The following is a 25,766-nucleotide window of genomic DNA, read 5'->3' on the forward strand; positions in this document are numbered from 1 at the left end:
ATCCGCAGTACGACACAGAGGGCCCCGGGCATGTCCCTCGCCACGGCATACATCGCGCTGTGGGTGAAGCCATGAGGACCAGGACTCGCGCGTGCGGCTTTACGCTGACCGGCATGATGGTCGGCATGGCGCTCGCCATCGTGGCATCGCTGGCGGCCGGCGCTTGTTTCCTCGTCGTCCGGAATGCCTACGCAGCGGTCGCGGACAGCATCCTGATGGAAGAGCGTGGACATCGCGCGCTGGATGTCATTGCGCAATTGGTGCGTCAGGCTGGCTGGATCCCCGCACAGCTTTCGCTGGCATCCGGGCATCCCCCGCCGACGCCCCCTGTTGAGGGGCACGATGACTGCGGGCAGCCCGCCATTGCCACCCTCCCCGCCTGCGGTCGCGCAGGCGTGAATCGCAGCGACGCACTGCTTGTCCGCTTTTCAGGCAGCGGCGCAGCGCACGATCCGACGCTGGCTGACGGCACCACGACCGACTGCAGCGGCTATGCATTGCCGGCCAGAGCGGCTGAGGCGACCGAGCATGGTGACGCGCCGATGCCTCACCATGCCGCAACCAACCTGCTATATGTCGGCATGGGCAGCGACGGCGTACCGCAACTGCTGTGCCGCTATCCGCGCCGGCAGGGCGGCCATGTGCAAGCCACAACCTACACATCCGGAACGCTGATCAGGGGCATCGAGACGCTGCAATTCCGCTATGGCATCGACGCCGATGGTGACGGCAAGGTCGATACGTTCTTGCGCGCCAGCCACTTCGCTGCTCACCGTCACGCAGACTGGCACCGGGTTCGGACCATACAGGTTGCGCTGGTCGTACTGGGAGAGCGACCGACCCAGTTGCGCGATTCGCCCAGGTCACTACGCCTTCTTCCGGGGCTGAACGACGGCGACAACGACCACGATCAGACTTTCTTGCCAACCACACGGCCCGAACTGCGCAGACGCGTATTTGCCACCACCGTGCGGTTGCGTAATCCATCGCCTTGCCGGGAGGCGGTATGTTGAACACTCGATCGAACTCTCGTTCGTCCGGCGCCGCAATGCTGGCGACGGTTGCCACCATCCTGTTGCTCACCGGCAGCGTCTGCGTGGCGGCGATGCATTTCCTGTTCGCGGGGCGCCAGCTGGCCAGTCAGCAACTGGATCGGGAAATCGCCTTTCGCGCTGCGGACGTCGCGCTGCACGACGCGGAAACCGACCTGATCGCCGCAACGGTCGCCCATGGTGACCGGTTTGCAACCTGGCCGGCTCCCGGCGAATGCGGCGTCGGTGCACAGCGCGGCATCTGTCGAAGCAACGCCAGTGCCCCGGTATGGCAACCGTGGCTTGAGGGCGCACACCTTGATGCGGTTCCGGCCATCGTGTCGGGTACGTTCACGGGCGCACGCATGCCTGTGTTCACCGGCGCGGTCGCCGGCGCGTCGACGCCTCCGCGCTATGTGATCGAAGTCGTCGACAAACAGGTAACCGCAATCCCGGATGCCGCAGCGTGGCCGCGCTTTCGTATCACCGCGCTCGGTGTCGGTCGCGACCCCGATGTGCGCACACTGCTGCAGACGGAGTTCCAGCCATGAGACACATCAAGCGGGCATCGCTCCCGGCAGCCTTCATGGTGTGCTTCGGCATATTGGCCACCGCTCAAGCGGCGTCTGGCCAATTGCCGCTTGGTTATCGGGTCACCTCAGGCACTTACCCATGGACCGGGCGACTCCATGCATTCGGTTTCCGTACCGCAGCGTTCCACAACCAGCGTGCCGTGCTGGACTTGTGGGAAGCAGGAGCGCTCCTCGACCGGCGCGATCCCGGCACGCGCCGGCTGTACCTGGGCGGCGCGAGTCTGTCGGCGTTGCAATGGCCAAGTCTGGATGACGATGCACGCGAGAAGCTCGATATGGATGGGCGCGGTAAGGCTCGTCTGGCCTGGTTGCGCGGGGCCCAGTCCGACCCCACGATGCGCCCGCGCGATACCCGTATGGCCGGCGGCAGCGGCGCGCGCGTTCGCGTCGTCGCCCCTCCGGCCTGGCTACCGATGCAGCCCGGCCATACGGGCTTCCGCAACCGGCATGCGACGCGTCCGACGATGGTGTGGCTCGGCACACGCGATGGCATTGTGCATGGCTTCGATGCCGTCACCGGACACGAATTCGCGGGATACCTGCCTCGCGCCTTGCTAGCAAAGGCGGCAGCATTCTCCGCCCCCGGCACACCGGTTCCTGCTCCCCCGTGCCCGTGGCCGGACAGTGTGGATGCGGACATCAACGGCCAATGGCGCACGCTCCTGCTGTGTGGCATTCCGTCGCCCGCCAAGAGCGGCGGGAAAGACGACGGCAAGCGTGACGATAACCCCCGGAATGAAGACAAGCATGCCGCGCTCTTTGTGCTCGACGTGTCGGAACCCGATGCCATATCGCCGATTGGCCTGATATGGGAAGTCGCCGCCAGTGACGCACTGCCGCTCACCGGCAGCGGTCCGCTGCGCGCCGCCATGTGGATCGAGCATGGCGTCCGGCGCTGGGCGGCGGTGGCCGTGCTCGCGCCCGCTGACTCCGGCACCCCGGCGGGGCTCGCCTTGTTGCCGCTGGATCGCCCTGCTTCCGCGTGGGCGCCATCTGGCAATGTCCGTCGGATGTGGCTGCCCGACACCGGCTGCGGCGCGGGGACGGCCTCGGCCCGATTGCTGGCGGCCACTGTCCACAGCGATGGCAGTGGCGAAGCCCGCGCCGCATATGCCTCTGACAACACCGGCCGACTCTGGCGATTTGCACTCGGCGCATCGCAGAGCGACCCTTCGACTCCCCGTGCGACGTGCCTCTATCGGCAACGTTCGGCGACGGGCGCGGGCGACGAACCTCCGATCGTTGTCGTCACGGCCTCAGGGCCACTGGTGGTGTATGGCTCCGGCGGCGAGCTGTCCGCGATTCCGGATCAGCAGTCGGCCTCCGGCGCGCCGCGCCAGATTGACGCGCTGCTGGCTGGAGAAGGGGTTGTTCTGCGCGGGCCCGCACGTCGTGCTTCCGCCGATGAATCCGGTTGGACGCTGGGCTTGCCTCACCCCGACGAGCAAGTCGCCGAATTGCAGATGGCTAGTCCCGTCCACCTCGCGTTCACCACACGCACGCCGGACGGCCGCGCCCGAAGCTATCTGATCGATGCCACCACCGGGGAATCCGTCATCGTCGCCGCGCAGGACGGCTCACCTTCGCATGCGATCACTGGTCTGCCGTTCGACCATGGTCAGGGAATGCCTGTCGTCACGCTGTCGCGTGTCTCGCAAGGACCGGACACATCACCCGGCGTCGGGCGACTCGATATCTACGAGGTCTCTGTCTGGCGACTCGATGGCGACAGCTCGCATCTCCTTCAGCAGGCACGCATGACCCGCCGACGCGGACGTCTTGGCTGGCGCGAACTGATCCGGACACCGCTGTGATGCATCGCATTCATTGTCCGACCCGTCGTCGGCCCCGTTGCCCGACTCATTGTCCAGATTACGTCCTGGGTTATCTCGGCCCAGCCTGCGGCTTCAGCCTGATTGAATTGATGGTGTCACTCGCCATTGCCGCCGTGCTGACGCTGGCTGCCCTGCCAGCGTGGCAGCAGCACCTGCAGCGCGGGTCGCGCATGCAGGCACGAGCGGAACTCGTCGCGACGATGCTGGCGCTGGAACAACATGCGTTGGCTGCGTTGACATTCGCCAGCGCGTCAGACAATTCGACGCCTGCCGGACACTGGCCCAGGCCCGTTCCGCCGCCTCCAGCTACGCCGCGCCACTGGCTGACGGCCACCAGTTGCGCAGGGGTGGAACTTTCCCGATGCGTGGAGGTTCGCGCGACGCCGGTTTCGCCCGACCTGCGCTGCGGCTCGCTGGTGCTGCGCAGTAACGGCGAGTGGCTTTCCCTGCCCGCCAGTGGTGGTGAGCCCGTTCATCTGCCCCCGGAGTGCTGAAATGACGGCACAAGCTGACACATTCCCTCGTGGCATTGCGCTCCCGGAGTTGCTGGTGGCGCTTGCCGTGGCTGCCATCCTGACCGGCACGGCATGGCCGTTGTTGCGCGATGCCCTGGCGGTCTATACGGTTTCCCATGCTGCGGACCGGCTGGCCGGCTCCCTGGCACTGGCGCGCACCACCGCCGCCAGCCGGCGCGTGGAAGTCCTGTTGCAGCCGCCCACCGGGGCCGAGAGCTTCGACCGCGGCTGGCAGCTCGTCGAGGCGCCCGGACCATCCGCACCCGGTGATCTCGCGGCGCCCCCATTCGCTGTCGTCACCCTGGACCAACCCTGCCTGCATATCAGCCTGCGCGGCACCGGGGGGGCCGCAGGCCCGCCGACGCTCAGACTGACAGCTGTGGGATACTCTCGCTCTGAACAGGGCGGGTTTTTCGCTGCCACGTTCCAGGTGCGCTGCCACGGTGCGCAGCGGCAAGTCAGGCTTGGCGCCCAGGGGCGCATCCGGATTTGCCGCCCCGGCACCGATGTCGACTGCGACTGACCGCACCCCCCTCACCTTACGGCCCAAATCGCCACGCCCATGTTTTCCGACGCCGATCACACTGCCATGGAACAGGCCCTCGCGCTCGCCGCGCGTGGCATGTTCACGACCACGCCCAACCCACGCGTTGGCTGCGTGCTCATGAAGGACGGACAGGTGATCGGCCAGGGCTACACGCAACCCGCCGGACAGGATCACGCCGAGATCCAGGCGATGAAGGACGCCATTGCGCGCGGGCATGATCCCGCCGGCGCCACGGCCTACGTCACGCTGGAACCCTGCAGCCACTTCGGCCGTACGCCGCCCTGTGCCGATGCGCTGGCGCGCGCCGGCATTGCCCGCGTCGTGGCGGCCATGGAAGATCCCAATCCGTCAGTATCCGGCCGGGGTCTGCAACGCCTGCGCGATGCGGGCATCGACGTGCGCTGTGGCCTGCTGGAAAAAGAGGCGCGCGACCTGAACATCGGCTTCGTCTCGCGCATGACCCGCGGCCTGCCGTGGGTTCGGGTGAAAGTGGCCGCGTCCCTTGACGGCGGCACCGCGCTGCACGACGGCACCAGCCAGTGGATCACTGGCCAGGCTGCCCGCGACGATGGCCATGCCTGGCGCGCACGGGCCTGCGCCATCCTGACCGGCATCGGCACCGTGCGCGACGACAATCCGGCACTCACGGTGCGTGCCATTCCCACACCCCGCCAGCCGCAGCGCGTGCTGGTGGACTCCCGGCTGGAAGTCCCTCTCGATGCCCAGATCCTGCATCGGGACACCGGCGACTTCGCCAAACCCGTACTGGTGTTCGGCGCGGTCGAGGACAAGGCCCGCCAGCGCGCGCTCGAAGCACGCGGCGTCGAGGTCGTGATCCTGCCCAACCCGCACGGCAAGGTGGAATTGCGCCGTATGCTGGAGGAACTGGGCAAGCGCGGCATCAACGAACTGCATGTGGAAGCCGGCTTCAAGCTCAACGGCTCCCTGATCCGCGAAGGCTGTGCGGACGAGTTGCTGATCTACCTGGCACCGAGGCTGCTCGGCGATGCGCAAGGCATGTTCAACCTGCCGCCGCTCGCCAGACTCGAGGACGCGGCGACATTTCATTGGCACGAGGTGCGCCAGATTGGCGACGACCTCCGGCTGATTGCCCGCCGCGGCAACAGCAAGCATTGACGTTATCTGGAACAACATCCGAAATACGAGGCAAGCATGTTCACTGGCATTGTGGCGGCCGTTGGCCGTATCGAATCCGTCTCCCCGCTGGGCGACGCCAACGCAGGCATGCGCCTGCGCGTCGCGGCCGGCGACCTGGACCTGACCGATGTGATCATCGGCGACAGCATCGCCATTCAGGGCGCCTGCATGACCGTCGTGGCGATGGGTGCCGGCCATTTTGACGTGGATGTCTCACGCGAGTCGCTGGACAAGACTGCTGGCCTCGACAAGGCCGGACGCGTCAACCTCGAAAAGGCGCTGCGGCTGGCGGATCGACTTGGCGGTCATCTGGTGTCGGGGCACGTCGATGGGCTGGGCGAGGTGGTGCGATTCGCGCCGGTAGGCGAATCACATGAACTGCGCATCCGTGCGCCGCGTGAACTGGGCCGCTTTCTGGCCTACAAGGGTTCCGTGGTGGTGAATGGCGTGTCGCTGACAGTCAACAGCGTCAGCGACGAAGCTGACGGCTGCGTATTCTCGATCAACCTGATCCCCCACACCGTGGAAGTCACCACGCTCAACGAACTGAAGGCTGGCGCGCGCGTGAACCTGGAGATCGACCTGATCGCGCGGTACGTAGAGCGGATGCTGTCGGCATCCGCCGACGCGGCCCAGCCGTCGATTTAAGCGAACTTCAGCCCCTCACCGTCCACCGATAGCTGGCGGGAGCTACCGCCAGCCCGCACATCGAGACGGGTTCTTGACGATATGCCTGCGCCTCCCGCGCAGGCATATGTCATTCGGCGGTTCCATCAGGTCAGGCCATCTGGTCCACGCCTTCCCGACGTCCCCCACTTCGCATCACACCTGGTGGCAAGTTCGCGCGTGAGCAACGCCAAGGGCAGCTCACCCGGTATTGCAGCTTCCATCTTCCTGCTCCTGTCCGCGGAGATTCCGGACGGCCCCCGCCACAAGCGCCATCTCCTCACGCAATAGCGGCAGCGCGTCGATCTCCGGCAATCGCACTTCGTGCGAGTCAATCCCAAGTTCGATTTCATCTTCGCCCAACAAGGGCAAGAGCTCCATCTGCTCCTGCGGCATTTCGAGGCGAAATTAATGGCCTCGGCAACCGCCAGGAAATCGCGGATGTGGCGCAAAGGCATGACTCCGAACTATTTGCGGTAGCTATGAAAAGGATAACGAACCGGTCTTGGACCCGCCGGGCAAGTCCGTCCATGCTTCTTCCATCGACTCGCGACACAAGACAAAGGAGCACTGGATGAAAGACATTATCGACGGCGTACTCAAGTTCCAGCGCGACGCCTACCCGCAACGTTCCGAACTATTCCAGCGGCTGGCCACTCGCCAGAATCCAAGCACGCTGTTCATTGCCTGCTCCGATAGCCGTGTCGTGCCGGAGTTGCTCACGCAGCGCGAGCCGGGTGACCTGTTCGTGATTCGCAATGCGGGCAACATTGTTCCGGCCCACGGCACCCAGGCAGGCGGTGTATCGGCCACTGTCGAATACGCCGTAGCCGGCCTCGGCGTCACGGACATCGTGGTCTGCGGGCACTCCGACTGTGGCGCCATGACCGCGGTGGCCACCTGCAAGTGCCTGGACCACATGCCGGCAGTCGCAGGCTGGCTCAGGCACGCCGACGCCGCGCGCGCCGTCAATGAAGGCCACGAACACAGCTCCGTCAGGGACCGCGTGGACGGCATGGTCCGCGAGAACGTCATCGCGCAGCTCGCCAACATCAAGACCCACCCTTCCGTTGCCCGCGCCATCGAGCAAGGCAAGCTGACCTTGCACGGCTGGGTATATGACATCGGCACCGGCCGGATCGATGCGCTCGACAGTGCCGGCAAGCGTTTTCAGCCGCTGGCGGATCACTCCCAGGTAGCCCCTGCTTCCCACCCACTCGCGCAGGCCGCCTGACCGCGCCACCCCTGCCTCACCCTGCAGTTCGCTTCAACCTCGTCCATCCACGACTTACACAGGAATTTCATCATGACGCAATCCCAATACAGCCCGGTTCCGCGCCTGGCACTGTCCGACATCATTCTCGACGCCAAAGTCCGTAAAGACCTGTCGTTTGCACAAATCAATGAGGGAACGGGCCTGAGCCTGGCCTTCGTCACCGCGGCGCTCCTGGGCCAACATCCTCTCCCCGCGGATGCGGCGCACGTCGTTGCTGACAAGCTCGGACTGGACGAAGAGGCGACCCGACTGCTGCAGACCATTCCAGTGCGCGGCAGCATCCCGGGAGGCGTTCCCACCGACCCCACCATCTATCGCTTCTATGAAATGGTGCAGATCTACGGGTCCACGTTGAAGGCGCTGGTACACGAAATGTTTGGCGACGGCATCATCAGCGCCATCAACTTCAAGCTCGACATCAAGAAAGTGCCTGACCCCGAGGGCGGTGAGCGTGCCGTCATCACCCTGGACGGCAAGTACCTCCCCACCAAGCCGTTCTGAGCTCATGGTTCTCCGCGCCGCCGGCAGGCCAGCGGTGGCGCGCGGCCAGCTACCAGTTGCCGTAGTACCGCACCACACCACGCCAGAATGCATCCGCTTCCCGAGCCAGCGTGGTCTGTCCCGCCTTCGCGGTGGCATTCGCTGCCGTCTGCACCATCACGAGCTTGAGTTCCGGGTCGACCAGGATCATCTGCCCGTACACGCCAAGCAGGGCAAAGCGCCGCGTCTCCCCCGGGTAGACCCAGAACTGGTAGCCATATCCAAAGTACGGCGTCGCCTTGCGAGGCTGGAAGGCTTCCGGAAAACGATGCCAGTCCGTGGCTTCCAGCAGATAGTCGCGCGGGATGACGGCCTTGCGCTGCGGGTCGTCGGGTCGCACCCCGTCATTGGCCAGGACGATCCCAAGGCGGCCATAGTCGCGCAGCGTTGCATTGAAATTCCCCGCGGCAATCTCCAGCCCGGTCGGGTCCACGCGCCACAGTGCTGTCGTCTCGGCGCCCACGGCCTGCCACAGCCGGGTGGTCAGGTACTCGCTGAGCGACATTCCCGTGGCACCACGCAGTACGGCTGCCAGCACATCGGTCTGGGCTCCGGAATAGGAGAAGCGGGTGCCTTGCGGCACTTCCCGCTCGGTGATGAGTCTCGCTGCCGCCTCCACGCCATGGCGAGCGACAGCCGCGCTGAATCGTGCGGCGTCGTCGTGGCCATCGTAGTTCTCGGTAAAGCGTGCGCCGGAAGCCATCCGAAGGAGATTGCGGATCGAGGTGCCGCCGTACAGCGTCCCCGAGAGCTGCAGGTCATAGCGCTCCGCGTTGTCATCCAGCGATGCGATCTTGCCCTCCTGCAACGCATAGCCGATGGCCAGTGACGTGATCGACTTGGCCATCGATTGGGACAGGAAGCGCTGCGACGGCTTGCGGTCGTACTGGTATCGCTCGACCTGTATCACACCGTCCTTGATGATCAGCAGCCCCATGATGCGTTGTCGGGACAAATAGTCGTCCACCGTCAGCCGTCTGAGCTGGTCCACGTCCCAGCGAATATCTGGTTCGCTAGCGCTGTGCGGCAACGGCATGGGCGCCGCGCTCGCGGCAAGCTCATGCATCCTGATGCCGGGGATCTCGGCCTGCGCCGAGAACGATCCCACGCGCACCGACTCGTCGAAGAAGTAAGTCTGGAGGCTGCCCACGGGATATCCCCGCGCCTTGCCAAGCTTGTCCTCGTCCGGGGCCGCGCGGGCCGGCGCGGCAAACAATGCGGCGACAGAAACAGCAACCGAAGCCGTTACCAGAAGAAGCATCCGTGCAAATGCGCGCGAGTCATTCATGGCAGGGGATCGTGTCGATTCAGGGAGAAGAGTTCAGGGAAAGGAAGTTCAGGCCCGGGATGCGGGTGTCGACTCGAACCTCGGCGCCGCCGCCGCGTCGAGCGACCCGTCGGTCTGCGCAGTAAAGATGCCGCGCGCCACGTTGTGCGGATGCGCTACCGCCTCGGCAATGCTGAGCACCGGCGCATAGCAGACATCCGCGCCGGCCAGCAATGCATCCCAATGCGCGCGCGGCTGGCTCCCGAACAGCGCCGTAAAGCGCTGCTTCAAGGCTGGCCACGTCGCATGATCGTATTGCGCGGTCGGATCGACATCGTCCATGCCCAGCTTCTCCAGCAGCAACGCATAGAACTGCGGCTCGAGCGCGCCGATCGTGATGAAACCGCCGTCGGCGCACGCATACACGTCATAGAACGGCGACTGGTGGAACGGGCTCGGCGTGGGGCCGTCGAGCTGGCCGTTGTTGCGCACCCATAGCGCGATGCTGCCGAGCATCGCCACCATATCCACGATCGCGCCGTCCACCACGCGGCCCCGGCCGCTCGTCCGCGCGTCGAGCAAGGCGCAAGCGATGCCGAAGGCCAGGCCCAGCGCGCCGCCTGCATCGCCCACCACCGTCGGCGGAATGATGGGCGGCTCGCCCGGCCGCGCGGACAGCGACAACATGCCCGTCAGCGCCACGTAGTTCAGGTCGTGTCCGGCTGTCTGGGCCAGCGGCCCGGTCTGGCCCCAGCCCGTCATGCGGCCGTACACCAGCTTCGGGTTCAGCGCGGCACAGTCGGCCGGGCCGAGGCCAAGCCGCTCCATCACACCGGGGCGATTGCCTTCGATCAGCGCATCTGCACTGGCGACAAGCGCCTTCGCCTCGGCAAGTCCACCTTCCTGCTTCAGGTCCAGCGGCACGATCGTCTTGCCGCGGCGCAGCGGGCTGTCCTTGTTCCCGCCCAGCGTTTCGGCCACGGCAGTTTTTTGCCGGCGGGAGATCACGATGACCTCGGCGCCCATGTCGGCCAGCATCCGGCCGGCCAGCGGCCCGGGGCCGAGCCCTTCGAATTCGACGATGCGGATTCCCTGCAGTGGCGGCGTCATGGCAACTGGCTCCTTCACAGGCGTTCGTACAGCGTGACGACGCAGGCGCCGCCGAGACCCAGGTTGTGCTGCAGCGCCAGCCGTGCGCCTTCCACCTGGCGCTTGTCCGCCGTCCCGCGCAACTGATGAGTCAACTCGAAGCACTGGGCCAGTCCCGTGGCGCCCAACGGATGCCCCTTGCTAAGCAGACCGCCCGAGGGATTTGTCACGAACTTGCCTCCGTAGGTGTTGTCGCCATCGCAGATAAACTGCTCCGCGCCGCCCACCGGGCACAGGCCCAGCGCCTCATAGGTGATCAACTCGTTCTGGGCGAAGCAATCGTGCAACTCGATCACGTCCAGGTCTTCCGGCCCGATGCCGGCCGCTTCATACACTTGCCGCGCGGCGTCACGCGCCATGCCGAATCCCACCACCTCGCGCATGTCGCGCGCCTCGAACGTCGCGGGGCGATCCGTGGTCATCGCCTGCGCGCGGATGCGGACCGGCGCCCGCAAGCCATGGCGATCGGCAAACGCGGGCGAACAGATCACGGCCGCCGCGGCGCCGCACGTCGGCGGGCACGCCATCAGCCGCGTCATCACGCCCGGCCATAGCACCGGCGCGTTCATCACCTCGTCCTCCGTCACCGGTGTGCGGAACAGCGCCAGCGGGTTGTTCGCCGCGTGCCGGCTGGCCTTGGCGCGGATCCTGGCGAAGGTAGACAACTGCGTGCCGAATTCGCGCATGTGCGCCAGTCCCGCGCCACCGAAGTAGCGCAGGGCCAGCGGCACATCCACGTCGCCCACCAGGTCGGACGCGGCGTTCTCGAAGCGCTCGAACGGGCTCGGCCGATCCCTGAACACCTCGCCCAGCGCGCCCGGGCTCATGTGCTCGAACCCGAGCGCCAGCACACAGTCTGCCGCGCCGCTGGCAACCGCCTGGCGAGCCAGGAACAACGCCGTGGAACCGGTCGAGCAATTGTTGTTGACGTTGACGATTGGAATGCCAGTCATGCCGACGTCGTACAGGGCGCGCTGGCCAGCGGTGGAATCGCCGTAGACATAGCCAACGTAGGCCTGTTGCACGTCGTCATAGCCGATGCCGGCATCCGCCAGCGCGGCGCGTGTCGCCACTGCCGCCATCTCCGGATAAGGCGCATGCGCCCCCGGCTTGCTGAAAGGGATCATGCCGACGCCGGCCACAAGCACATCACGATGCATCGCGGACTCCTGAGGATCTGGATGGGAGGGGCGTGAACGGGAGCCGCCTGCCCGGTGCTGGCACGGACGGCACGGATGCGCGCGTGGGCACGACTGGCACCGGCATAGGGGGGATCTCCTGGATTGTTGTTGTCGCGTCTGCGAGAGACACGTTTTCGCTATGGTAAGCGTACCAGTCACATGCCCGGCGATCCAAACCAACAAGTGCCCTATAAAGCACCACACATCGATCGTGGTCCCCGCCCACTCCCCGAGGCTGGCGGGCCGGAACTCGGTCGCTTGGCGTACAATAGCGGCCTTGATTTCGCCGGCTTTGCTTCACCTGCCGCCGGCCCTGCCCGCCGATCGCGCCATCCGCCCTTTCCAAAATTCGTCAATCGTCGCCCCAGCCATGACTATCGCCCGTACTGAAGACATCATTGCCGACATTCGTGCCGGCCGCATGGTCATCCTCGTCGACGAGGAAGACCGCGAGAACGAGGGCGACCTGGTGCTGGCGGCCGACTTCGTGACGCCGGAAGCCATCAATTTCATGGCCAAGTACGGCCGTGGCCTGATCTGCCTGACGCTGACCGCCGAGCGTTGCCGCCAGCTCGAGCTGTACCCGATGGTGTCCCGCAACGGCACCGTGCATGGCACCAACTTCACGGTGTCGATCGAGGCGGCCGAAGGCGTGACCACCGGCATCTCCGCAGCCGACCGCGCGCGTACCGTGCAGGCTGCCGTGGCCCGTGACGCCAAGGCCACCGACCTGGTCCAACCGGGCCATATCTTCCCGCTGACGGCACAGCCCGGCGGCGTGCTGATCCGCGCGGGCCATACCGAGGCCGGCTGCGACCTCGGCACCCTGGCTGGCCTGACGCCTGCCTCCGTGATCTGCGAAATCATGAAGGACGACGGCACGATGGCACGCCTGCCGGACCTGATCGAGTTCGCGCGCGAGCACAACCTCAAGATCGGCACCATCGCGGACCTGATTCACTATCGCAGCCGCACCGAAAGCATCATCGAACGCGTGGGCGAGCGCGACATGCAGACGCCGTGGGGCACGTTCCACAGCGTGGTGTATCGCGACAAGCCCACGGGCCGCGCCCACCTGGCGCTGGTCAAGGGCCAGCCGCGCCCGGATCGCGAGACGCTGGTCCGCGTGCACGAGCCCCTGTCGGTGCTGGACTTGCTGGAATCGTCGCGCACCACGCACTCGTGGAGCGTGCCGGCCGCGCTGGAAGTGCTGCACGGCGCCGAGCAAGGCGTGATGGTGCTGCTGAACTGCGGCGATTCGGCCGATCAGCTGTTCTCGCAATTCGCCGCGCTGGACGCGCCGCAAAGCCGTCCGCGCCGCAAGCCGGACCTGCGCACGTACGGCATGGGCGCCCAGATCCTGCGCGACATCGGCGTGGGCAAGATGCGCGTGCTGGGGTCTCCGCAGAAGATGCCCAGCATGACCGGCTACGACCTCGAGGTCACCGGCTGCCAGCCGATGGATGGCGAATCGAACTGCGACTGAATGCGCGACTGAACACAACAGGCAGCCCGGGTGCCCCGGACTGCCTCCCCGAACAACTGGAGAAATGACAATGGATCACGGCTTCTACCCCAGCAACCTCGAAGGTGAAGGCCTGCGCATCGGCATCGTGCAGGGACGCTTCAACGAGCCCGTCTGCGACGAGCTGCGCGAGGCCTGCGTGGCCGAGCTGGAAAAACTTGGCGTGGAAGGCGAAGACACGCTCGTGGTGACGGTCCCGGGCGCGCTGGAAATCCCGCTGGCGCTGCAGAAAATGGCCGAGAGCGGCCAGTTCGACGCGCTGGTCGCGCTCGGCGCGGTGGTGCGTGGCGAAACCTATCACTTCGAGCTGGTCTCGAACGAGTCCGGCGCCGGCATCAGCCGTGTGAGCCTGGATTTCAACGTGCCGATCGCCAACGGCATCCTGACCGTGGACACGGACGCGCAGGCCCATGCCCGCACCCGCGAGAAGGGCCGCGACTGCGCCCGCGCGGCGGTGGAAATGGCCAACCTGGTCGTCGCGCTGGATTCGCTGCGCGGCCAGGAAGGTGACGATGAAGATGAGGAAGAATGATGAGTGACGCCACCGACACGGGCGACACGGGTGACGCTGGCGGCAAGCCGGCCGGCGCCAAGCCCCGTACCGAGCCGAAGGCCCCGCCCAAGAGCGCGCGCCGCCGGTCTCGCGAGTTGGCCTTGCAGGGCCTGTACCAGTGGCTGCTGAATCGCAACGACATCGGCGCGATCCAGGCCCACCTGCATGACGCACAAGGCTTCAACAAGGCCGACCGCGAGCACTTCGACGCGTTGCTGAATGGCGCCGTGCGCGAGGAAGCCCGCCTGACGGCTGCGTTCGAACCCTTCCTGGATCGCACCGTGAACGAACTGTCCCCGGTGGAGCGTGCCGCGCTGCTGGTGGGTAGCTTCGAGCTCGTGCACTGCCTGGACATTCCGTACAAGGTCGTGATCAACGAAGCCGTCGAGCTGACCAAGACCTTTGGCGGCGTGGAAGGCTACAAGTACGTCAACGGCGTGCTCGACAAGCTGGCCGCCCAGGTGCGCGCCCCGGAAGTCGCCGCCCGTCGCTGACGCGAACCGGCAGATGCATCCGCCGACCGGCGTCGCCGCGTGACGCCGGTTGCCGGCATGACACCCGCCCCGGCGGGTGTTTTTGTTTTTGCGTGACCCAACCGGGCCACGCCCAACCCTCTTGATGGCCCAGATCTGACTGCCATGGACCTCCAGCGCCTTGCTACCGCCTCCCGCCTTGCCAACATCGACGCCTTCCACGTGATGGAGCTGGCCAAGCAGGCTGCCGAACTCGAACGCGCCGGGCGCCACATCATCCATATGGGTATTGGCGAGCCGGACTTCACGGCCGCCGCGCCGGTCATCCACGCAGCGGAAGCCGCCATGCGGCGCGGCGTGACGCAGTACACGGGCGCGCTCGGCATCCACGCGCTGCGCGAGGCGATTGCCGGCTACTACAAGACGGCCTACGGGATCGACATCCCCGCGCGCCGCGTGATCGTCACCGCCGGGGCGTCTGGCGCCCTGCTGCTGGCCTGCGCCGTGCTGGTGGAAATCGGCGCCGAAGTCCTCATGCCGGACCCGAGCTACCCATGCAATCGCCATTTCGTGGCGGCATTCGATGGGCGCGCCAGGATGATCCCGAGCGGGCCCGCCGAGCGCTTTCAGCTGACGGCCGCCCAGGTGTCCGCCAACTGGGGCCCGGATACGCGCGGCGTGCTGCTGGCTTCGCCGTCCAACCCGACCGGTACGTCGATCCTGCCGGACGAGCTCAAGGCGATCCTGGCCGAAGTCCGCCGGCGCAACGGATTTGCCATCCTCGACGAGATCTACCAGGGGCTGTCGTATGACGCGCCACCGGTGTCAGCACTTTCTCTCGACGACAACGTCGTGACCGTCAACAGCTTCTCCAAGTACTTCAACATGACCGGCTGGCGGCTGGGGTGGCTGGTGGTGCCGGACGCGCTGGTGCCGGCATTCGAGAAGGTGGCGCAGAACCTGTTCATCTGTGCTTCCGCCGTGGCCCAGCATGCCGCGCTGGCCTGCTTCACGCCGGAAGCCCTGGCGATCTACGACGAGCGCAAAGCGGAATTCCGCCGCCGGCGCGACGCCATCGTGCCCGCGCTGGAGGCGCTTGGCCTGCGCGTGCCGGTCAAGCCGGATGGTGCCTTCTATGTTTATGCCGACTGTCGTCACGTGAATCACCCGTTCGCCGGCGATGCGGACCGGCTGACGCAGGCGATCCTTCACGATGCGGGCGTGGTGATGGTGCCGGGCACGGACTTCGGCCCGCATACGGCGCGCGACTATATGCGGATCTCCTACGCGACGGCGATGGAAAACATCGAGGAGGCAATGCAGCGGCTCCACCATTTCCTCCGCTGATCGCCGATCGAAACACGCGTCTCACACAAACGCCCGAACGCACAAACGCAAAGAGCACCCCGAGGGGTGCTCTTTTGCATGGGCGCTGACGGTGCCGATCGGTGCCGATCGGTGCCGATCGGTGCCGATCGGTGCCGCTATCAGGATAGCCGCGATCAGGCAGCCGCTATCAGGCAGCCTGTGCCGTGTTTCCGGCCGCTTCCAGCTTCTCCGTACCCTGGCGATGCTCGGCCTGGGTCTTGCCATCGGCAGCAGTCGCCTTGTTCGCTGCCTCCACGGCGGGCAGGCCCAGCAACTGACGCAGGCGGGCACGCTCGGCCAGGACCTTGGCGCCGTAGCCGCCGTCCGTGTTGGTCGTGGCGCCTACGTAGTACTTCAGGCCACCCTCGATCGAGCCAGCACGCGCAATGCAATCCTTGAGGACCAGCGCGCCGATCTTGATGTTGGCATACGGGTTCAGTGCGGCGGCCACGCCGCCCACGGCCTCGTACTTGTCTTGGTGGACCTTGGTCATGACCTGCATCAGCCCTTGCGCACCCACACCGCTTTCCGCGTAGGGGTTGAAGCTGGACTCGATGGCGATCACGCCCAGGATCAGCAGCGGATCGATGCCAACCTCGCGGCCAGTCATGTAGGCCGCCTTCACGAGTTGCGTGGTGGCCTGCGCCGCCACGCGGTACTTGCGGGCGATGTAGTCGGCCACGGCGGCCTGCTCACGGGCGGAGCCCAGGGCAGCCGTGTTGCGGGCATCCAGCGCCACGCGCTGGACCGGAATCTGTGCGGCGAGGTGCGCGACCGACGGCACCTTGCCGGCGGACGAACCGCCCCACTCATCCACGCCAGACACCGTGGGCAAGCCCGAGGTGCCGTGGTTCAGACGCGCGGCCGCCACATCGGCCGAGAACGGCGGCACGCCGCTGCTGGCATGGGCAGCAGGCATGGCGGCGTCCATCAGCACGGCCGGCGCTTCCTTGCCGGCCAGTACTCCGGCGAGCGATGTCCGCCATTGCTGGCTGACGGTCAGGGTGACCGCTGCGGCCACCGACAGGACCCCGAGACTGTTCAGGGTGTATTTCAAGGTTGTGCGGCCACCACGCAGCAAGGCGCGGCCCGCAACCGGATGGGCCAGGCGCATCTGAAGCGCGCGGCTCACACCGGGAACCGGTTGTCTGAAGCGGACCTGCAATGCCCGCCCGACTCCGGGAAGATGAAGGGTTTTCCAACCGCTCATACTTACCTCCATCCGCTGCTCGCCGCGCGCGCCCGACAACTGCGCTTGCCCGATTTCAACGTACTCAAGTAAGGATGCTGCGCCACCTAGCAGGGGTGTCCAGCATCTGTTGGCGGGCGCTCCCCATGCGCCCAACGAGAAACAGGGTACGCTCTTGGGGAAACGCACCCTGCCACTAAGACTCACTACACTCCGGCTCTCGCCAGAGGACCACGTATCGGGCCCGTCTTGCGGGCCGCTTGATGATGGTCATGTGGGGATTGGCATCCACGTCTTTTTTCTGCAATCCCTCTTGACAGAGGGCAAAAAGACATGCTGCGACGCAACATCCCACAGAGCAGAACGGATTGTAGGAACCCTTTTATAACCCGTCAAGCATTAAGAATTTGCTATTAACTACTTTTAGAAATATGTAACAAGGGCATTTACGTACTGTCCGGGTCACGTCGGACCCCCGAATCGTAGCGCCTGCCTAGGCTCCCGCCCTGTGGGCCACCCCTCCGGAAGCGCGGAATATTTACAATTTCCAGATGCAGTCAGGCACGATTTTTTTGCGCCGATGAGGCTGCGTGTGTATCGTCACACACATCCCAGCGACTCTCCCCGGATTGGCGCGACGCCACATTTCCAATCGATTTCACTATGCAATACAAAGACTTGCGCGATTTCATCGGCCAACTGGAAGGGCTCGGTGAGCTCAAACGCATTGCCACGCCGGTATCTCCAAACCTGGAGATGACCGAGATTTGCGACCGCCTCCTGCGCGCCAACGGCCCGGCGGTCCTGTTCGAGCAACCACGCAAGGAACCAGGCGGACCCGCGACTGACACTATCTATAAGGTGCCCGTCCTCGCCAATCTGTTCGGGACGACACAGAGGGTGGCGATGGGCATGGGGGCGGAGTCGATGGAGGACCTGCGCGACATCGGCCGCGTGCTGTCGGCGCTGAAGGAGCCGGAGCCGCCGCGCGGCCTGCGCGAGGCCGGCAAGCTCTTTACCCTCGTCAAGTCCGTATGGGACATGGCGCCAAAGCGCGTCAGCAGCCCGGCCTGCCAGGAGATCGTCTGGGAAGGCAATGACGTCGACCTGGCGCGGCTGCCGATCCAGACCTGCTGGCCCGGCGACGCGGCACCGCTGATCACATGGGGTCTCGTCGTCACGAAGGGCCCGCACAAGAAGCGCCAGAACCTGGGCATCTATCGACAGCAGGTCATCGGCCGCAACCAGGTCATCATGCGCTGGCTGACCCATCGCGGCGGCGCGCTGGACTTCCGCGAGCACGCATTGGCCAACCCGGGCCAGCCGTTTCCGATCGCCGTGGCGCTGGGCGCGGACCCGGCCACGATCCTCGGCGCCGTGACGCCGGTGCCCGACACGCTGTCCGAATACCAGTTCGCCGGCCTGCTGCGCGGCAGCCGCACCGCCCTGGCCGGCTGCATCACACCGACGCTTTCCGAGCTGTCCGTGCCGGCGTCCGCGGAAATCGTCCTGGAAGGACATATCCAGCCCGACCCGGACCACCCCTCCGGCTACCAGCACGCGCTCGAAGGCCCATTCGGCGATCACACCGGCTACTACAACGAGCAGGACTGGTTCCCGGTCTTCACGATCGACCGCATCACCATGCGGCGCGACCCGATCTATCACTCCACCTATACCGGCAAGCCGCCCGACGAACCCGCCGTGCTGGGCGTGGCGCTGAACGAGGTCTTCGTGCCGCTGCTGCAGAAGCAGTTTCCCGAAATCACGGACTTCTACCTGCCGCCGGAAGGCTGCAGCTACCGCATGGCCGTGGTACGCATGAAGAAGCAGTACGCCGGCCATGCCAAGCGCGTGATGTTCGGCGTCTGGAGCTTCCTGCGCCAGTTCATGTACACGAAGTTCATCGTCGTGGTGGATGACGATGTGGACGTGCGTGACTGGAAGGAAGTCATCTGGGCGATCACCACGCGCGTCGACCCCAGCCGGGACACCGTCCTGGTCGACAACACGCCGATCGACTACCTCGACTTCGCCTCGCCGGTATCCGGTCTCGGATCGAAGATGGGGATCGACGCCACCGACAAGTGGCCCGGCGAAACCACGCGCGAATGGGGCCGTACCATCACCATGGACGCGGCGGTGAAGGCTCGCGTGGACGGCCTCTGGGAGACCCTGTTCGATCGTCCGGCCGGCAAGTGACGCCGCAGGCCGGTATGATGGCCGGGCGGCACTGAGGCGGCAAGGAAGCCTCGGGCCGCACCGACCACCGCGACCACCACGACCGCCCCGGCCACGCCGGCCGGACCCGCCAACGCCCGCGAGACACACCACGAGACGGGCCTGGGAGGAGACAAGCATGCCCCTCGAAGCAGGGAAACCGATGTGGACGCCCTCCGCGGCGTTTGCCGATGGCAGCCAGCTGGCGGCCTTCATGACGTGGCTGCGCCGCGAGCGCGACCTCGATTTCCGTGACTACGACAGCCTCTGGCAATGGTCGGTCACGGAGATCGAAGCCTTCTGGGACGCCATCCGTGCGTACTTCGACGTCCACTTCGACACACCCGCCGTGCGCGTGCTGGATCGCCGCATCATGCCTGGCGCACGCTGGTTCGAAGGCGCCACGCTCAACTACGTGCAGCAAGTCTTCCGCCACGCCGGCTACGGCGAGGCCCGCCAGCGCACCGCTATCCGCTACGCGGGCGAGGCCCAGCCGCTGGCCGATCTCAGCTGGGACGCGCTCGAAGCCCAGGTAGCCTCGCTGGCGCACGCGCTCCGGCAGATGGGCGTGGCGCGCGGCGACCGCGTGGCCGGCTACCTGCCCAACGTGCCGGCGACGGTCGTCGCCTTCCTGGCCACCGCCAGCGTCGGCGCGGTCTGGTCCGGCTGCGCACCCGACATGGGCCAGGTGGCCGTGATCGATCGCTTCCGCCAGATCGCCCCCAAGGTGCTGATCGCCGTCGACGGCTACCGCTACGGCGGCAAGACCTATGACCGGGCGCCGGTCATTGCCGATCTGGTGGCCGCCTTGCCCTCGCTGACCGACCTGGTCATCGTGCCCGCCATCGGCAGCCCGCTGCCTCTCGAAAGCCCGGTGCGGCGCCATGACTGGGCCGCGGTCGTCGCACACGATGTCCCGCTGCGGATCGAATCGGTGCCGTTCGACCATCCGCTCTGGATCGTCTATTCGTCGGGCACCACGGGCATGCCGAAGCCGATCGTGCACGGCCACGGCGGCATCGTCGTCGAGCAGCTCAAGCTGATGGCCTTCCATAACAACCTCGGCCCGGACGATGTCTTCCACTGGTACAGCAGCAGCGGATGGATCATGTGGAACGCCCAGGTGGCCGGGCTGCTGCTGGGCACGACGATCGCGCTCTACGATGGCAATCCCGCCTGGCCCGATGCCGGCGTGCTGTGGCGCTTCGTTGACGACGCGCGCGTGACGATGTTTGGCGCCGGGGCGGCGTTCTTCACCAATTGCATGAAGGCAGGCGTGGCGCCCGCCGCCATCGCCGATGTCTCGCGGCTGCGCGGGCTGGGCTCGACCGGATCGCCGCTGCCGGCCGACGCCTACGAATGGATCTATGCGCAAGTGCGCAGCGACATCTGGCTCGTGCCGATGTCTGGCGGCACCGACTTCGCCGGCTCATTCGTGGCCGGGTGCCCGTTGCTGCCCGTCCGCTCGGGCGAGATGCAATGCCGCTGCCTGGGCGCGAAGGTGGAAGCGTTCGACGACAACGGCCAGCCTCTGATCGACGCCGTCGGCGAACTGGTCTGCACCAAGCCAATGCCATCGATGCCGCTGTTCCTCTGGGGCGATGCGGATGGCAAGCGGTATCGCGACAGCTACTTCGACACGTACCCCAACGCGTGGCGCCACGGTGACTGGATCCGCATCACGCCGCACGGCGGCGCGATCATCTACGGCCGCTCGGACGCGACGATCAACCGCCACGGCATCCGCATGGGCACCAGCGAGCTCTATCGCGTGGTGGAAGAGCTGCCCGAGGTGCTGGACAGCATGGTCGTCGACCTGGAGTACCTGGGGCGCGATTCCTTCATGCCGCTGTTCGTGGTCCTGCGCGACGGCATGGTGCTGGACGATGCGTTGCGCGACACGCTGCGCGCACGCATTCGCGTGGCACTGTCATCGCGACACGTGCCGAACGAGATCCTGCAGGTGCCGGGCGTACCGCGCACGCTGTCCGGCAAGAAGATGGAGGTGCCGATCAAGAAGCTCTTGCTCGGCCACCCACCGGAGCAGATCGCCAACCGCGACGCCATGGCCAACCCGGACAGCCTGGACTGGTACTTCGCCTATGCGGCGGCGTACCTCGCCCGGGCGGCGCGCGTCGCGTAGGCGCGTGGGGGACGAGGAACGCAGGAGCGCGCCTAGAACTCGACATCCAGTTCGCTGATCTCGTCGGGTTCCTCGCGCGCGGCGGCAATCCACTCCTGCATCTCCGGCATGGCCAGGATCGCCTTGCAGTACTCCACGGGCAGCGGGTCCAGCATCACGCCATACGTCACAAAACGCGTCACCACCGGCGCGTACATCGCGTCGGCCATGGTCCGGTGTTCGCCGAACAGATATGGCCCGCCGTAGCGCGTCAGGCATTCGGTCCAGATGGCGGTGATGCGGTCGATGTCCGCCTGCGCGCGCGACCAGACCTTCAACCCCGGAAAGTGGCCCTTGAGGTTCATCGGCAAGGCGGCGCGCATGGCGGCAAAGCCCGAGTGCATCTCACCGCAGATGGCGCGGCAGTGCGCGCGCGCGGGCACCTCATCGGGCAGCAGCCGCGCCTTGGGGCGGATCTCGTTAAGGTATTCGCCGATCGCCAGCGTGTCCCACACCGTCACGCCCTGATGGCGCAGGCATGGCACCAGGATGGACGGCGACAGCAGCAGGATTTCCGCCCGGGCGGCGGGGTCGTCTGGCGGCACCAGCACTTCCTCGAACTCCAGCCCGGCAAACCGGGCCAACAGCCAGCCTCGCAGCGACCACGACGAATACGTCTTGCTGCTGATAGTCAGCGTCGTCTTTGCCATCATGCCTCCTCTGCCCCCCGGGGCAACGTGCGCGATGTTCGATTGCAGTATCGGTGGCAGCCGCGCCATCGCCAAGGCGCACCCTGCCGGTGCGTGAAGTGGCACCACCCAGAGGCTCGCGCTGCCATCACGCGCCGGCGCGCACACCCGCACGCGATCGTTACGCCACGCCGCATCGATCTGCGTGTCGTCGAGCACGAAAATCGCAAGGCGCGTGCCAACATTCACGCCGATGGCATATATATTGCGGCAATGGGGTCCGACGATAGCGAGGGACCAATCGATGCTGTACCAGGCCTACCAGACCTACGCGGACATGATGCAGCCAGCGTGCTCGCTGGCGGATATCGCCGCGACCCTGCTTGCCGGCTATCCCCGCGGCGATCATTCCGAGCCGCTGCGAACCGTGCGCGCCGCCTGCGAGGTGTTGGCGCTGGCGCGACTCACGCACTATCGTCCGCCTTTCGCCATCCACAGCGTCAAGATCCGTGGCGAACACGTTCCCGTCGTCGAGGAAATCGTCACGCGCACGCCTTTCTGCACATTGCTGCGCTTTCGCCGCGAAGGTGCGCCACAACAGCCACGCGTGCTGCTGGTGGCACCGATGTCCGGCCACTTCGCCACGCTGTTGCGCGGCACCGTGGAGACAATGATCCGCGATCATGACGTCTACATTACCGACTGGCACAACCCGCGCGACGTCTCCCTCATCCACGGACGGTTTGGCTTCGACGAGTTCGTCCAGCATCTCATCACCTTCCTTCACGCACTCGGCGGCAACACCCATGTGGTCGCCGTATGCCAGCCGACCGTTGCGGCGCTGGCGGCGGTGGCATTGATGGCGGAGGACGGCGATCCCGCCCAGCCACCAAGCCTCACGCTGATGGCGGGCCCGATCGACGCACGCGTGAATCCGACCAAGGTCAACGAGCTGGCAATGAGCCGGCCGATCGAGTGGTTCGAGAGCACCCTGATCGGGTACGTGCCATTTCGCTTCGCCGGCGCGATGCGGCGGGTCTATCCGGGCTTCGTGCAACTGATCGCGTTCATGAGCATGAATCGTGAACGTCACGAGCAGGCGCTGCGCGATCTCTACGCCTTGCGCGCGCGCGGCGAGCATGACCAGGCCGACGCCATCCAGGCGTTCTACACCGAGTACTTCGCCACGATGGACCTGACCGCCGAGTTCTACCTGGAAACGGTCAGCCTGGTGTTCCAGCGTTTCGTGCTGGCGCAGGGTCTGCTCGATGTGGGCGGCCGGCGCGTCTCCACCCACGCGATTCGTCGCACCACCCTGCTGACCGTGGAGGGTGAGCGCGACGACATCTGCGCCATCGGCCAGACCATGGCTGCGCAGGACCTGTGTGCAAGCCTGCGGCCGTATATGCGCATGCATCACATCCAGACAGGTGTGGGGCACTACGGCGTGTTCAACGGCAAGCGCTGGGAGTCGCAGGTCTATCCGCTGTTGCGGGAGACCATCCACATGAGCGAGTAGGCGGCGCGCGCGAATGACGAATGGCGGCAGGCGTGGGCCGTTCGCGCGACGCTCAGACGGCGACGTCGCGCCACGCCTGCTGGGCCGTCTGGGGCCACGGCGTCACTGCGGGCACGTCACACGGCGCGGGCGCGTCGATGGTCTGGAAATCGGCCGGGCCAACGATTTCCAGGTACTCCATGTCCGGCGAGTAGTCGAACAGGTAGTGCGTGATGCCCGGGCGCTGGTGTACGCAGTCCCCCGCGGCCACCAACGTCTCCTGATCCTCGTACATGAAGCGTGCCCAGCCCTTGAGCATCAGCACGATATGAAAGTCCGCCACATGCCGGTGCCAGCCCGTGCCCTGCTCCGGCGGCAAGTTGGCCTTGACCAGTTGCACGAGCACCTTGCCATGGGTGGCATCGGCGATGCCCAGATCGCGATAGAGGAAAAAGTCACGCAGCCCCTGGTCGACATACCCGGTATCGTCGGGACGGACGTGGGAAAAATCCGTGGGAGACTGGGCGGGCGGCTTGAGCGCGGACGCCTGATGTGCGGGCAGCTGGGACATGGAGGGCTCCTGTTCAGCGTGAGAGGGCCCGCCTTTCGTCGCAACATTCGCGCCACGCAATGTTGGGGCGAATGTGCTGGCGACCTATCTCCTGCCGTCGGCATTGCGCACGCCTGCACCGGCTTCGTACCGGCCCACGCGCCGAATCGAGGCGGGCGGCGGCGAGTCGCCCCAAAGCGGTGGCATGCGATACCCTCGGGGTTCTGAACTTCCAGGAGGCCGCGCATGACACAAGCAACGACCGAACGATTTCAGGGCCAGCACCTGGTGCGGATCGGCGAGGGCGACAGCTATCTGCTGCTCGCACCCGAACACGGCGGCAGGCTGGTGCGCTGGGTGCATCGCGGCGAGGACATCCTCTACTGGCCAGACGATGCCGACTGGGCGCGCGTTGCCAAGGTGCGCGGCGGCAATCCGCTGCTGTTTCCGTTTATCGGCAGGCATTTCGTCGACGGCGCGCCCGGCAAATGGCGCGACCCCGCAGGCGCCGTGCACGAACTTGGGCAGCATGGATTTGCACGCGATCTGCCTTTTACGGTCTCGGCGTTTTCTGACGTCGCCGTGTGCATGACGCTGGCATCTTCCGCGGCCACGCGTGAAGGCTACCCGTACGATTTCGCGTTCTCCGTGCGCTATCAGCTACTGGCCGACGGGCTTGAGGTAGCGCTGCAAACCCGCAACACGGGGGATCGACCGCTGCCGTATTACGCCGGGCATCATTTCTACTTCGCCCTGCCCCATCTGCAGCGCGCGGCGAGTGAACTGTCGATGCCCGCCGCAGAGCGCGTACGGCAATCGCCGGATGGTGGCCTCACAAAGCCGGAGGCCGGCGATGGCGAGTATCGGCTCAACGACGGCCGACTGCAGGACACCTTTCACGTGTTGCGTGCGCCGGGTCCGGTCAGCCTGGCGTTGCCGGGACGCTCGATCCGGCTGGCATTGGACGATGCCGACGGCGAAGATCTACACGGCGCGCGCTGGCACGCGGTGACCACATGGACGGAGCGCGACGACTCGGACTTTTATTGCGTGGAGCCGTGGCTGGGCCTGCCGAACGCCATCCACCATGGGCAAGGATTGCGGTGGCTGGCCGCGGGGCAGGAGGAAAGCGCCGTGTGCCGGCTGCTGCTGGCTGGCGACGTCATCCGCAACAGTTGATGCCGAGGCCGGAGAAGATCACCCGGCCATCGCCCTGCCACGACTTCGCCGGTGCCTATCGAATCAAGTGTTCGAAGTCGAGCCCGCCGATCAGCACCGAGGGATCGGCCTGGGTCCTCGAATTGAAATCGATCTGACGAGGCTCCTGCCATGCGTCGAGCTTGGCAGGCAAGGCATCCAGGTATTCCGCGAACCGGATCTCTCCGCCCGACGAGAACAATCGGTCCACCTCGTAGCCGTCCCATGACAGCGTGATATCCAGCGGATGCGCAAAGCGGCCACCGCTCGCGCGGGCGGTGCCCCAGATACGCAAGCACGCAGGCAAATCCGCACGATCGGCGGGAAGCACCTCGGTGTGGAGCGTTCCCTGGGACAGCTTGCGGATGCGCTCGACAATGCGGGGCAGCAGTTCACTCGTGAATCGTTGGGCAGGGGCGGGATGCACGGGGGATGTCTCGGATCTTGTTGTGGCCGCTATTTTGCGCCCGGATGCCGGGGGCCGGGGGTGGTTTTCCGACAACGCCCCGACACGGATGCCCATATCGGGGGGCCAGCGACCGGACACCCCCCTAGGTAGACCCACCCTACAGATTCCCGCGCCCCCTGCCGTAGACCGAAATAGCGCCGCCAAACGTGCATGGC

The 25,766-nt window shown here is 66.0% G+C and carries 25 protein-coding genes; 17 read left to right on the forward strand and 8 right to left on the reverse strand.

Annotated elements, in window-relative coordinates:
• The first annotated feature begins 125 nt into the window (after nt 1-125).
• The 7 genes from BLR29_RS04500 (at nt 126) to BLR29_RS04530 (ending at nt 6,327) form a co-directional block, all read left to right on the forward strand.
• A complete protein-coding gene (locus BLR29_RS04500) occupies nt 126-1,013 on the forward strand; it encodes a PilW family protein (RefSeq protein ID WP_369804552.1) in 888 nt (295 codons plus the stop codon).
• 35 nt (nt 1,014-1,048) lie between these two features.
• On the forward strand, nt 1,049-1,582 hold the full coding sequence (locus BLR29_RS04505; RefSeq protein ID WP_255371086.1) for a pilus assembly PilX family protein: 534 nt from the start codon (nt 1,049-1,051) through the stop codon (nt 1,580-1,582).
• Complete coding sequence (locus BLR29_RS04510) at nt 1,579-3,438, forward strand: pilus assembly protein (protein WP_092134881.1); 1,860 nt, start codon at nt 1,579-1,581, stop codon at nt 3,436-3,438. The genes BLR29_RS04505 and BLR29_RS04510 overlap by 4 nt, the downstream gene beginning before the upstream one ends.
• Nucleotides 3,439-3,503: 65 nt before the next feature.
• Nucleotides 3,504-3,953 carry a type IV pilin protein gene (locus BLR29_RS04515; protein ID WP_255371113.1) on the forward strand — a complete coding sequence of 150 codons (450 nt, stop codon included), beginning with the start codon at nt 3,504-3,506 and terminating at the stop codon, nt 3,951-3,953.
• Nucleotide 3,954: 1 nt separating this feature from the next.
• Complete coding sequence (locus BLR29_RS04520; RefSeq protein ID WP_092134884.1) at nt 3,955-4,497, forward strand: GspH/FimT family pseudopilin; 543 nt, start codon at nt 3,955-3,957, stop codon at nt 4,495-4,497.
• A 39-nt stretch (nt 4,498-4,536) separates the two neighbouring features.
• Nucleotides 4,537-5,658: a bifunctional diaminohydroxyphosphoribosylaminopyrimidine deaminase/5-amino-6-(5-phosphoribosylamino)uracil reductase RibD gene (gene ribD, locus BLR29_RS04525; RefSeq protein ID WP_092134886.1), complete on the forward strand. Its 1,122-nt coding sequence runs from the start codon at nt 4,537-4,539 to the stop codon at nt 5,656-5,658.
• A gap of 36 nt (nt 5,659-5,694) precedes the next feature.
• Nucleotides 5,695-6,327 carry a riboflavin synthase gene (locus tag BLR29_RS04530; RefSeq protein ID WP_092134887.1) on the forward strand — a complete coding sequence of 211 codons (633 nt, stop codon included), beginning with the start codon at nt 5,695-5,697 and terminating at the stop codon, nt 6,325-6,327.
• A 219-nt stretch (nt 6,328-6,546) separates the two neighbouring features.
• Here the strand turns inward: BLR29_RS04530 and BLR29_RS04535 are convergent, their stop codons facing one another.
• The gene (locus BLR29_RS04535; RefSeq protein ID WP_143018414.1) at nt 6,547-6,726 is read right to left on the reverse strand and encodes a type 2 periplasmic-binding domain-containing protein; all 180 of its coding nucleotides are present in this window, start codon (nt 6,724-6,726) and stop codon (nt 6,547-6,549) included.
• A gap of 193 nt (nt 6,727-6,919) precedes the next feature.
• Between BLR29_RS04535 and BLR29_RS04540 the strand changes: the two genes are divergently transcribed.
• Complete coding sequence (locus BLR29_RS04540; protein WP_092134891.1) at nt 6,920-7,579, forward strand: carbonic anhydrase; 660 nt, start codon at nt 6,920-6,922, stop codon at nt 7,577-7,579.
• Nucleotides 7,580-7,651: 72 nt separating this feature from the next.
• Nucleotides 7,652-8,122: a cyanase gene (cynS, locus tag BLR29_RS04545; protein WP_092134893.1), complete on the forward strand. Its 471-nt coding sequence runs from the start codon at nt 7,652-7,654 to the stop codon at nt 8,120-8,122.
• Between the two features lie 49 nt (nt 8,123-8,171).
• Here cynS and BLR29_RS04550 read toward each other — a convergent pair whose 3' ends face one another.
• From BLR29_RS04550 to BLR29_RS04560, 3 genes are read right to left on the reverse strand one after another with little or no spacing between them, the layout of a single operon-like run.
• On the reverse strand, nt 8,172-9,449 hold the full coding sequence (locus BLR29_RS04550) for a serine hydrolase domain-containing protein (protein WP_092134894.1): 1,278 nt from the start codon (nt 9,447-9,449) through the stop codon (nt 8,172-8,174).
• Between the two features lie 48 nt (nt 9,450-9,497).
• Nucleotides 9,498-10,538: a CaiB/BaiF CoA transferase family protein gene (locus BLR29_RS04555; protein ID WP_092134896.1), complete on the reverse strand. Its 1,041-nt coding sequence runs from the start codon at nt 10,536-10,538 to the stop codon at nt 9,498-9,500.
• Nucleotides 10,539-10,552: 14 nt separating this feature from the next.
• Nucleotides 10,553-11,737 carry a lipid-transfer protein gene (locus tag BLR29_RS04560; RefSeq protein WP_092134897.1) on the reverse strand — a complete coding sequence of 395 codons (1,185 nt, stop codon included), beginning with the start codon at nt 11,735-11,737 and terminating at the stop codon, nt 10,553-10,555.
• A 391-nt stretch (nt 11,738-12,128) separates the two neighbouring features.
• Here BLR29_RS04560 and ribBA point away from each other — a divergent pair, with 391 nt between their 5' ends.
• The 4 genes from ribBA (at nt 12,129) to BLR29_RS04580 (ending at nt 15,656) form a co-directional block, all read left to right on the forward strand.
• The gene (gene ribBA, locus BLR29_RS04565) at nt 12,129-13,244 is read left to right on the forward strand and encodes a bifunctional 3,4-dihydroxy-2-butanone-4-phosphate synthase/GTP cyclohydrolase II (RefSeq protein ID WP_092135471.1); all 1,116 of its coding nucleotides are present in this window, start codon (nt 12,129-12,131) and stop codon (nt 13,242-13,244) included.
• A 70-nt stretch (nt 13,245-13,314) separates the two neighbouring features.
• Nucleotides 13,315-13,815, forward strand: coding sequence for a 6,7-dimethyl-8-ribityllumazine synthase (ribH, locus tag BLR29_RS04570; protein ID WP_092134899.1), 501 nt, complete (start codon nt 13,315-13,317; stop codon nt 13,813-13,815).
• Entirely contained in the window at nt 13,815-14,330 is a 516-nt protein-coding gene (gene nusB, locus BLR29_RS04575) for a transcription antitermination factor NusB (RefSeq protein ID WP_092134900.1), read from the forward strand. Before ribH ends, nusB begins: the two co-directional genes overlap by 1 nt.
• 144 nt (nt 14,331-14,474) lie before the next feature.
• Nucleotides 14,475-15,656, forward strand: a complete 1,182-nt coding sequence (locus BLR29_RS04580) for a pyridoxal phosphate-dependent aminotransferase (RefSeq protein WP_092134902.1) — start codon at nt 14,475-14,477, stop codon at nt 15,654-15,656.
• Between the two features lie 169 nt (nt 15,657-15,825).
• Here the strand turns inward: BLR29_RS04580 and BLR29_RS04585 are convergent, their stop codons facing one another.
• Complete coding sequence (locus BLR29_RS04585; protein WP_092134903.1) at nt 15,826-16,887, reverse strand: lytic transglycosylase domain-containing protein; 1,062 nt, start codon at nt 16,885-16,887, stop codon at nt 15,826-15,828.
• A 642-nt stretch (nt 16,888-17,529) separates the two neighbouring features.
• Here BLR29_RS04585 and ubiD point away from each other — a divergent pair.
• Both ubiD and BLR29_RS04595 read left to right on the forward strand, forming a co-directional pair.
• Complete coding sequence (ubiD, locus tag BLR29_RS04590) at nt 17,530-19,068, forward strand: 4-hydroxy-3-polyprenylbenzoate decarboxylase (RefSeq protein WP_092134905.1); 1,539 nt, start codon at nt 17,530-17,532, stop codon at nt 19,066-19,068.
• A 157-nt stretch (nt 19,069-19,225) separates the two neighbouring features.
• On the forward strand, nt 19,226-21,229 hold the full coding sequence (locus tag BLR29_RS04595) for an acetoacetate--CoA ligase (protein ID WP_255371087.1): 2,004 nt from the start codon (nt 19,226-19,228) through the stop codon (nt 21,227-21,229).
• Nucleotides 21,230-21,261: 32 nt separating this feature from the next.
• Here BLR29_RS04595 and BLR29_RS04600 read toward each other — a convergent pair whose 3' ends face one another.
• Nucleotides 21,262-21,918: a glutathione S-transferase family protein gene (locus BLR29_RS04600; protein ID WP_092135473.1), complete on the reverse strand. Its 657-nt coding sequence runs from the start codon at nt 21,916-21,918 to the stop codon at nt 21,262-21,264.
• Nucleotides 21,919-22,201: 283 nt separating this feature from the next.
• Here BLR29_RS04600 and BLR29_RS04605 point away from each other — a divergent pair, with 283 nt between their 5' ends.
• Entirely contained in the window at nt 22,202-23,416 is a 1,215-nt protein-coding gene (locus BLR29_RS04605) for a polyhydroxyalkanoate depolymerase (RefSeq protein WP_092134908.1), read from the forward strand.
• A 52-nt stretch (nt 23,417-23,468) separates the two neighbouring features.
• Here BLR29_RS04605 and BLR29_RS04610 read toward each other — a convergent pair whose 3' ends face one another.
• The gene (locus tag BLR29_RS04610; RefSeq protein WP_092134909.1) at nt 23,469-23,966 is read right to left on the reverse strand and encodes a cupin domain-containing protein; all 498 of its coding nucleotides are present in this window, start codon (nt 23,964-23,966) and stop codon (nt 23,469-23,471) included.
• Nucleotides 23,967-24,191: 225 nt separating this feature from the next.
• Between BLR29_RS04610 and BLR29_RS04615 the strand changes: the two genes are divergently transcribed.
• The gene (locus BLR29_RS04615) at nt 24,192-25,124 is read left to right on the forward strand and encodes an aldose epimerase family protein (protein WP_092134911.1); all 933 of its coding nucleotides are present in this window, start codon (nt 24,192-24,194) and stop codon (nt 25,122-25,124) included.
• A gap of 55 nt (nt 25,125-25,179) precedes the next feature.
• Here BLR29_RS04615 and BLR29_RS04620 read toward each other — a convergent pair whose 3' ends face one another.
• Nucleotides 25,180-25,569, reverse strand: a complete 390-nt coding sequence (locus BLR29_RS04620; RefSeq protein WP_092134912.1) for a DUF5594 family protein — start codon at nt 25,567-25,569, stop codon at nt 25,180-25,182.
• Nucleotides 25,570-25,766 lie beyond the last annotated feature (197 nt).

Origin of the sequence: Cupriavidus sp. YR651 (genome assembly GCF_900101625.1) — a bacterium.
Taxonomy (GTDB): domain Bacteria; phylum Pseudomonadota; class Gammaproteobacteria; order Burkholderiales; family Burkholderiaceae; genus Cupriavidus.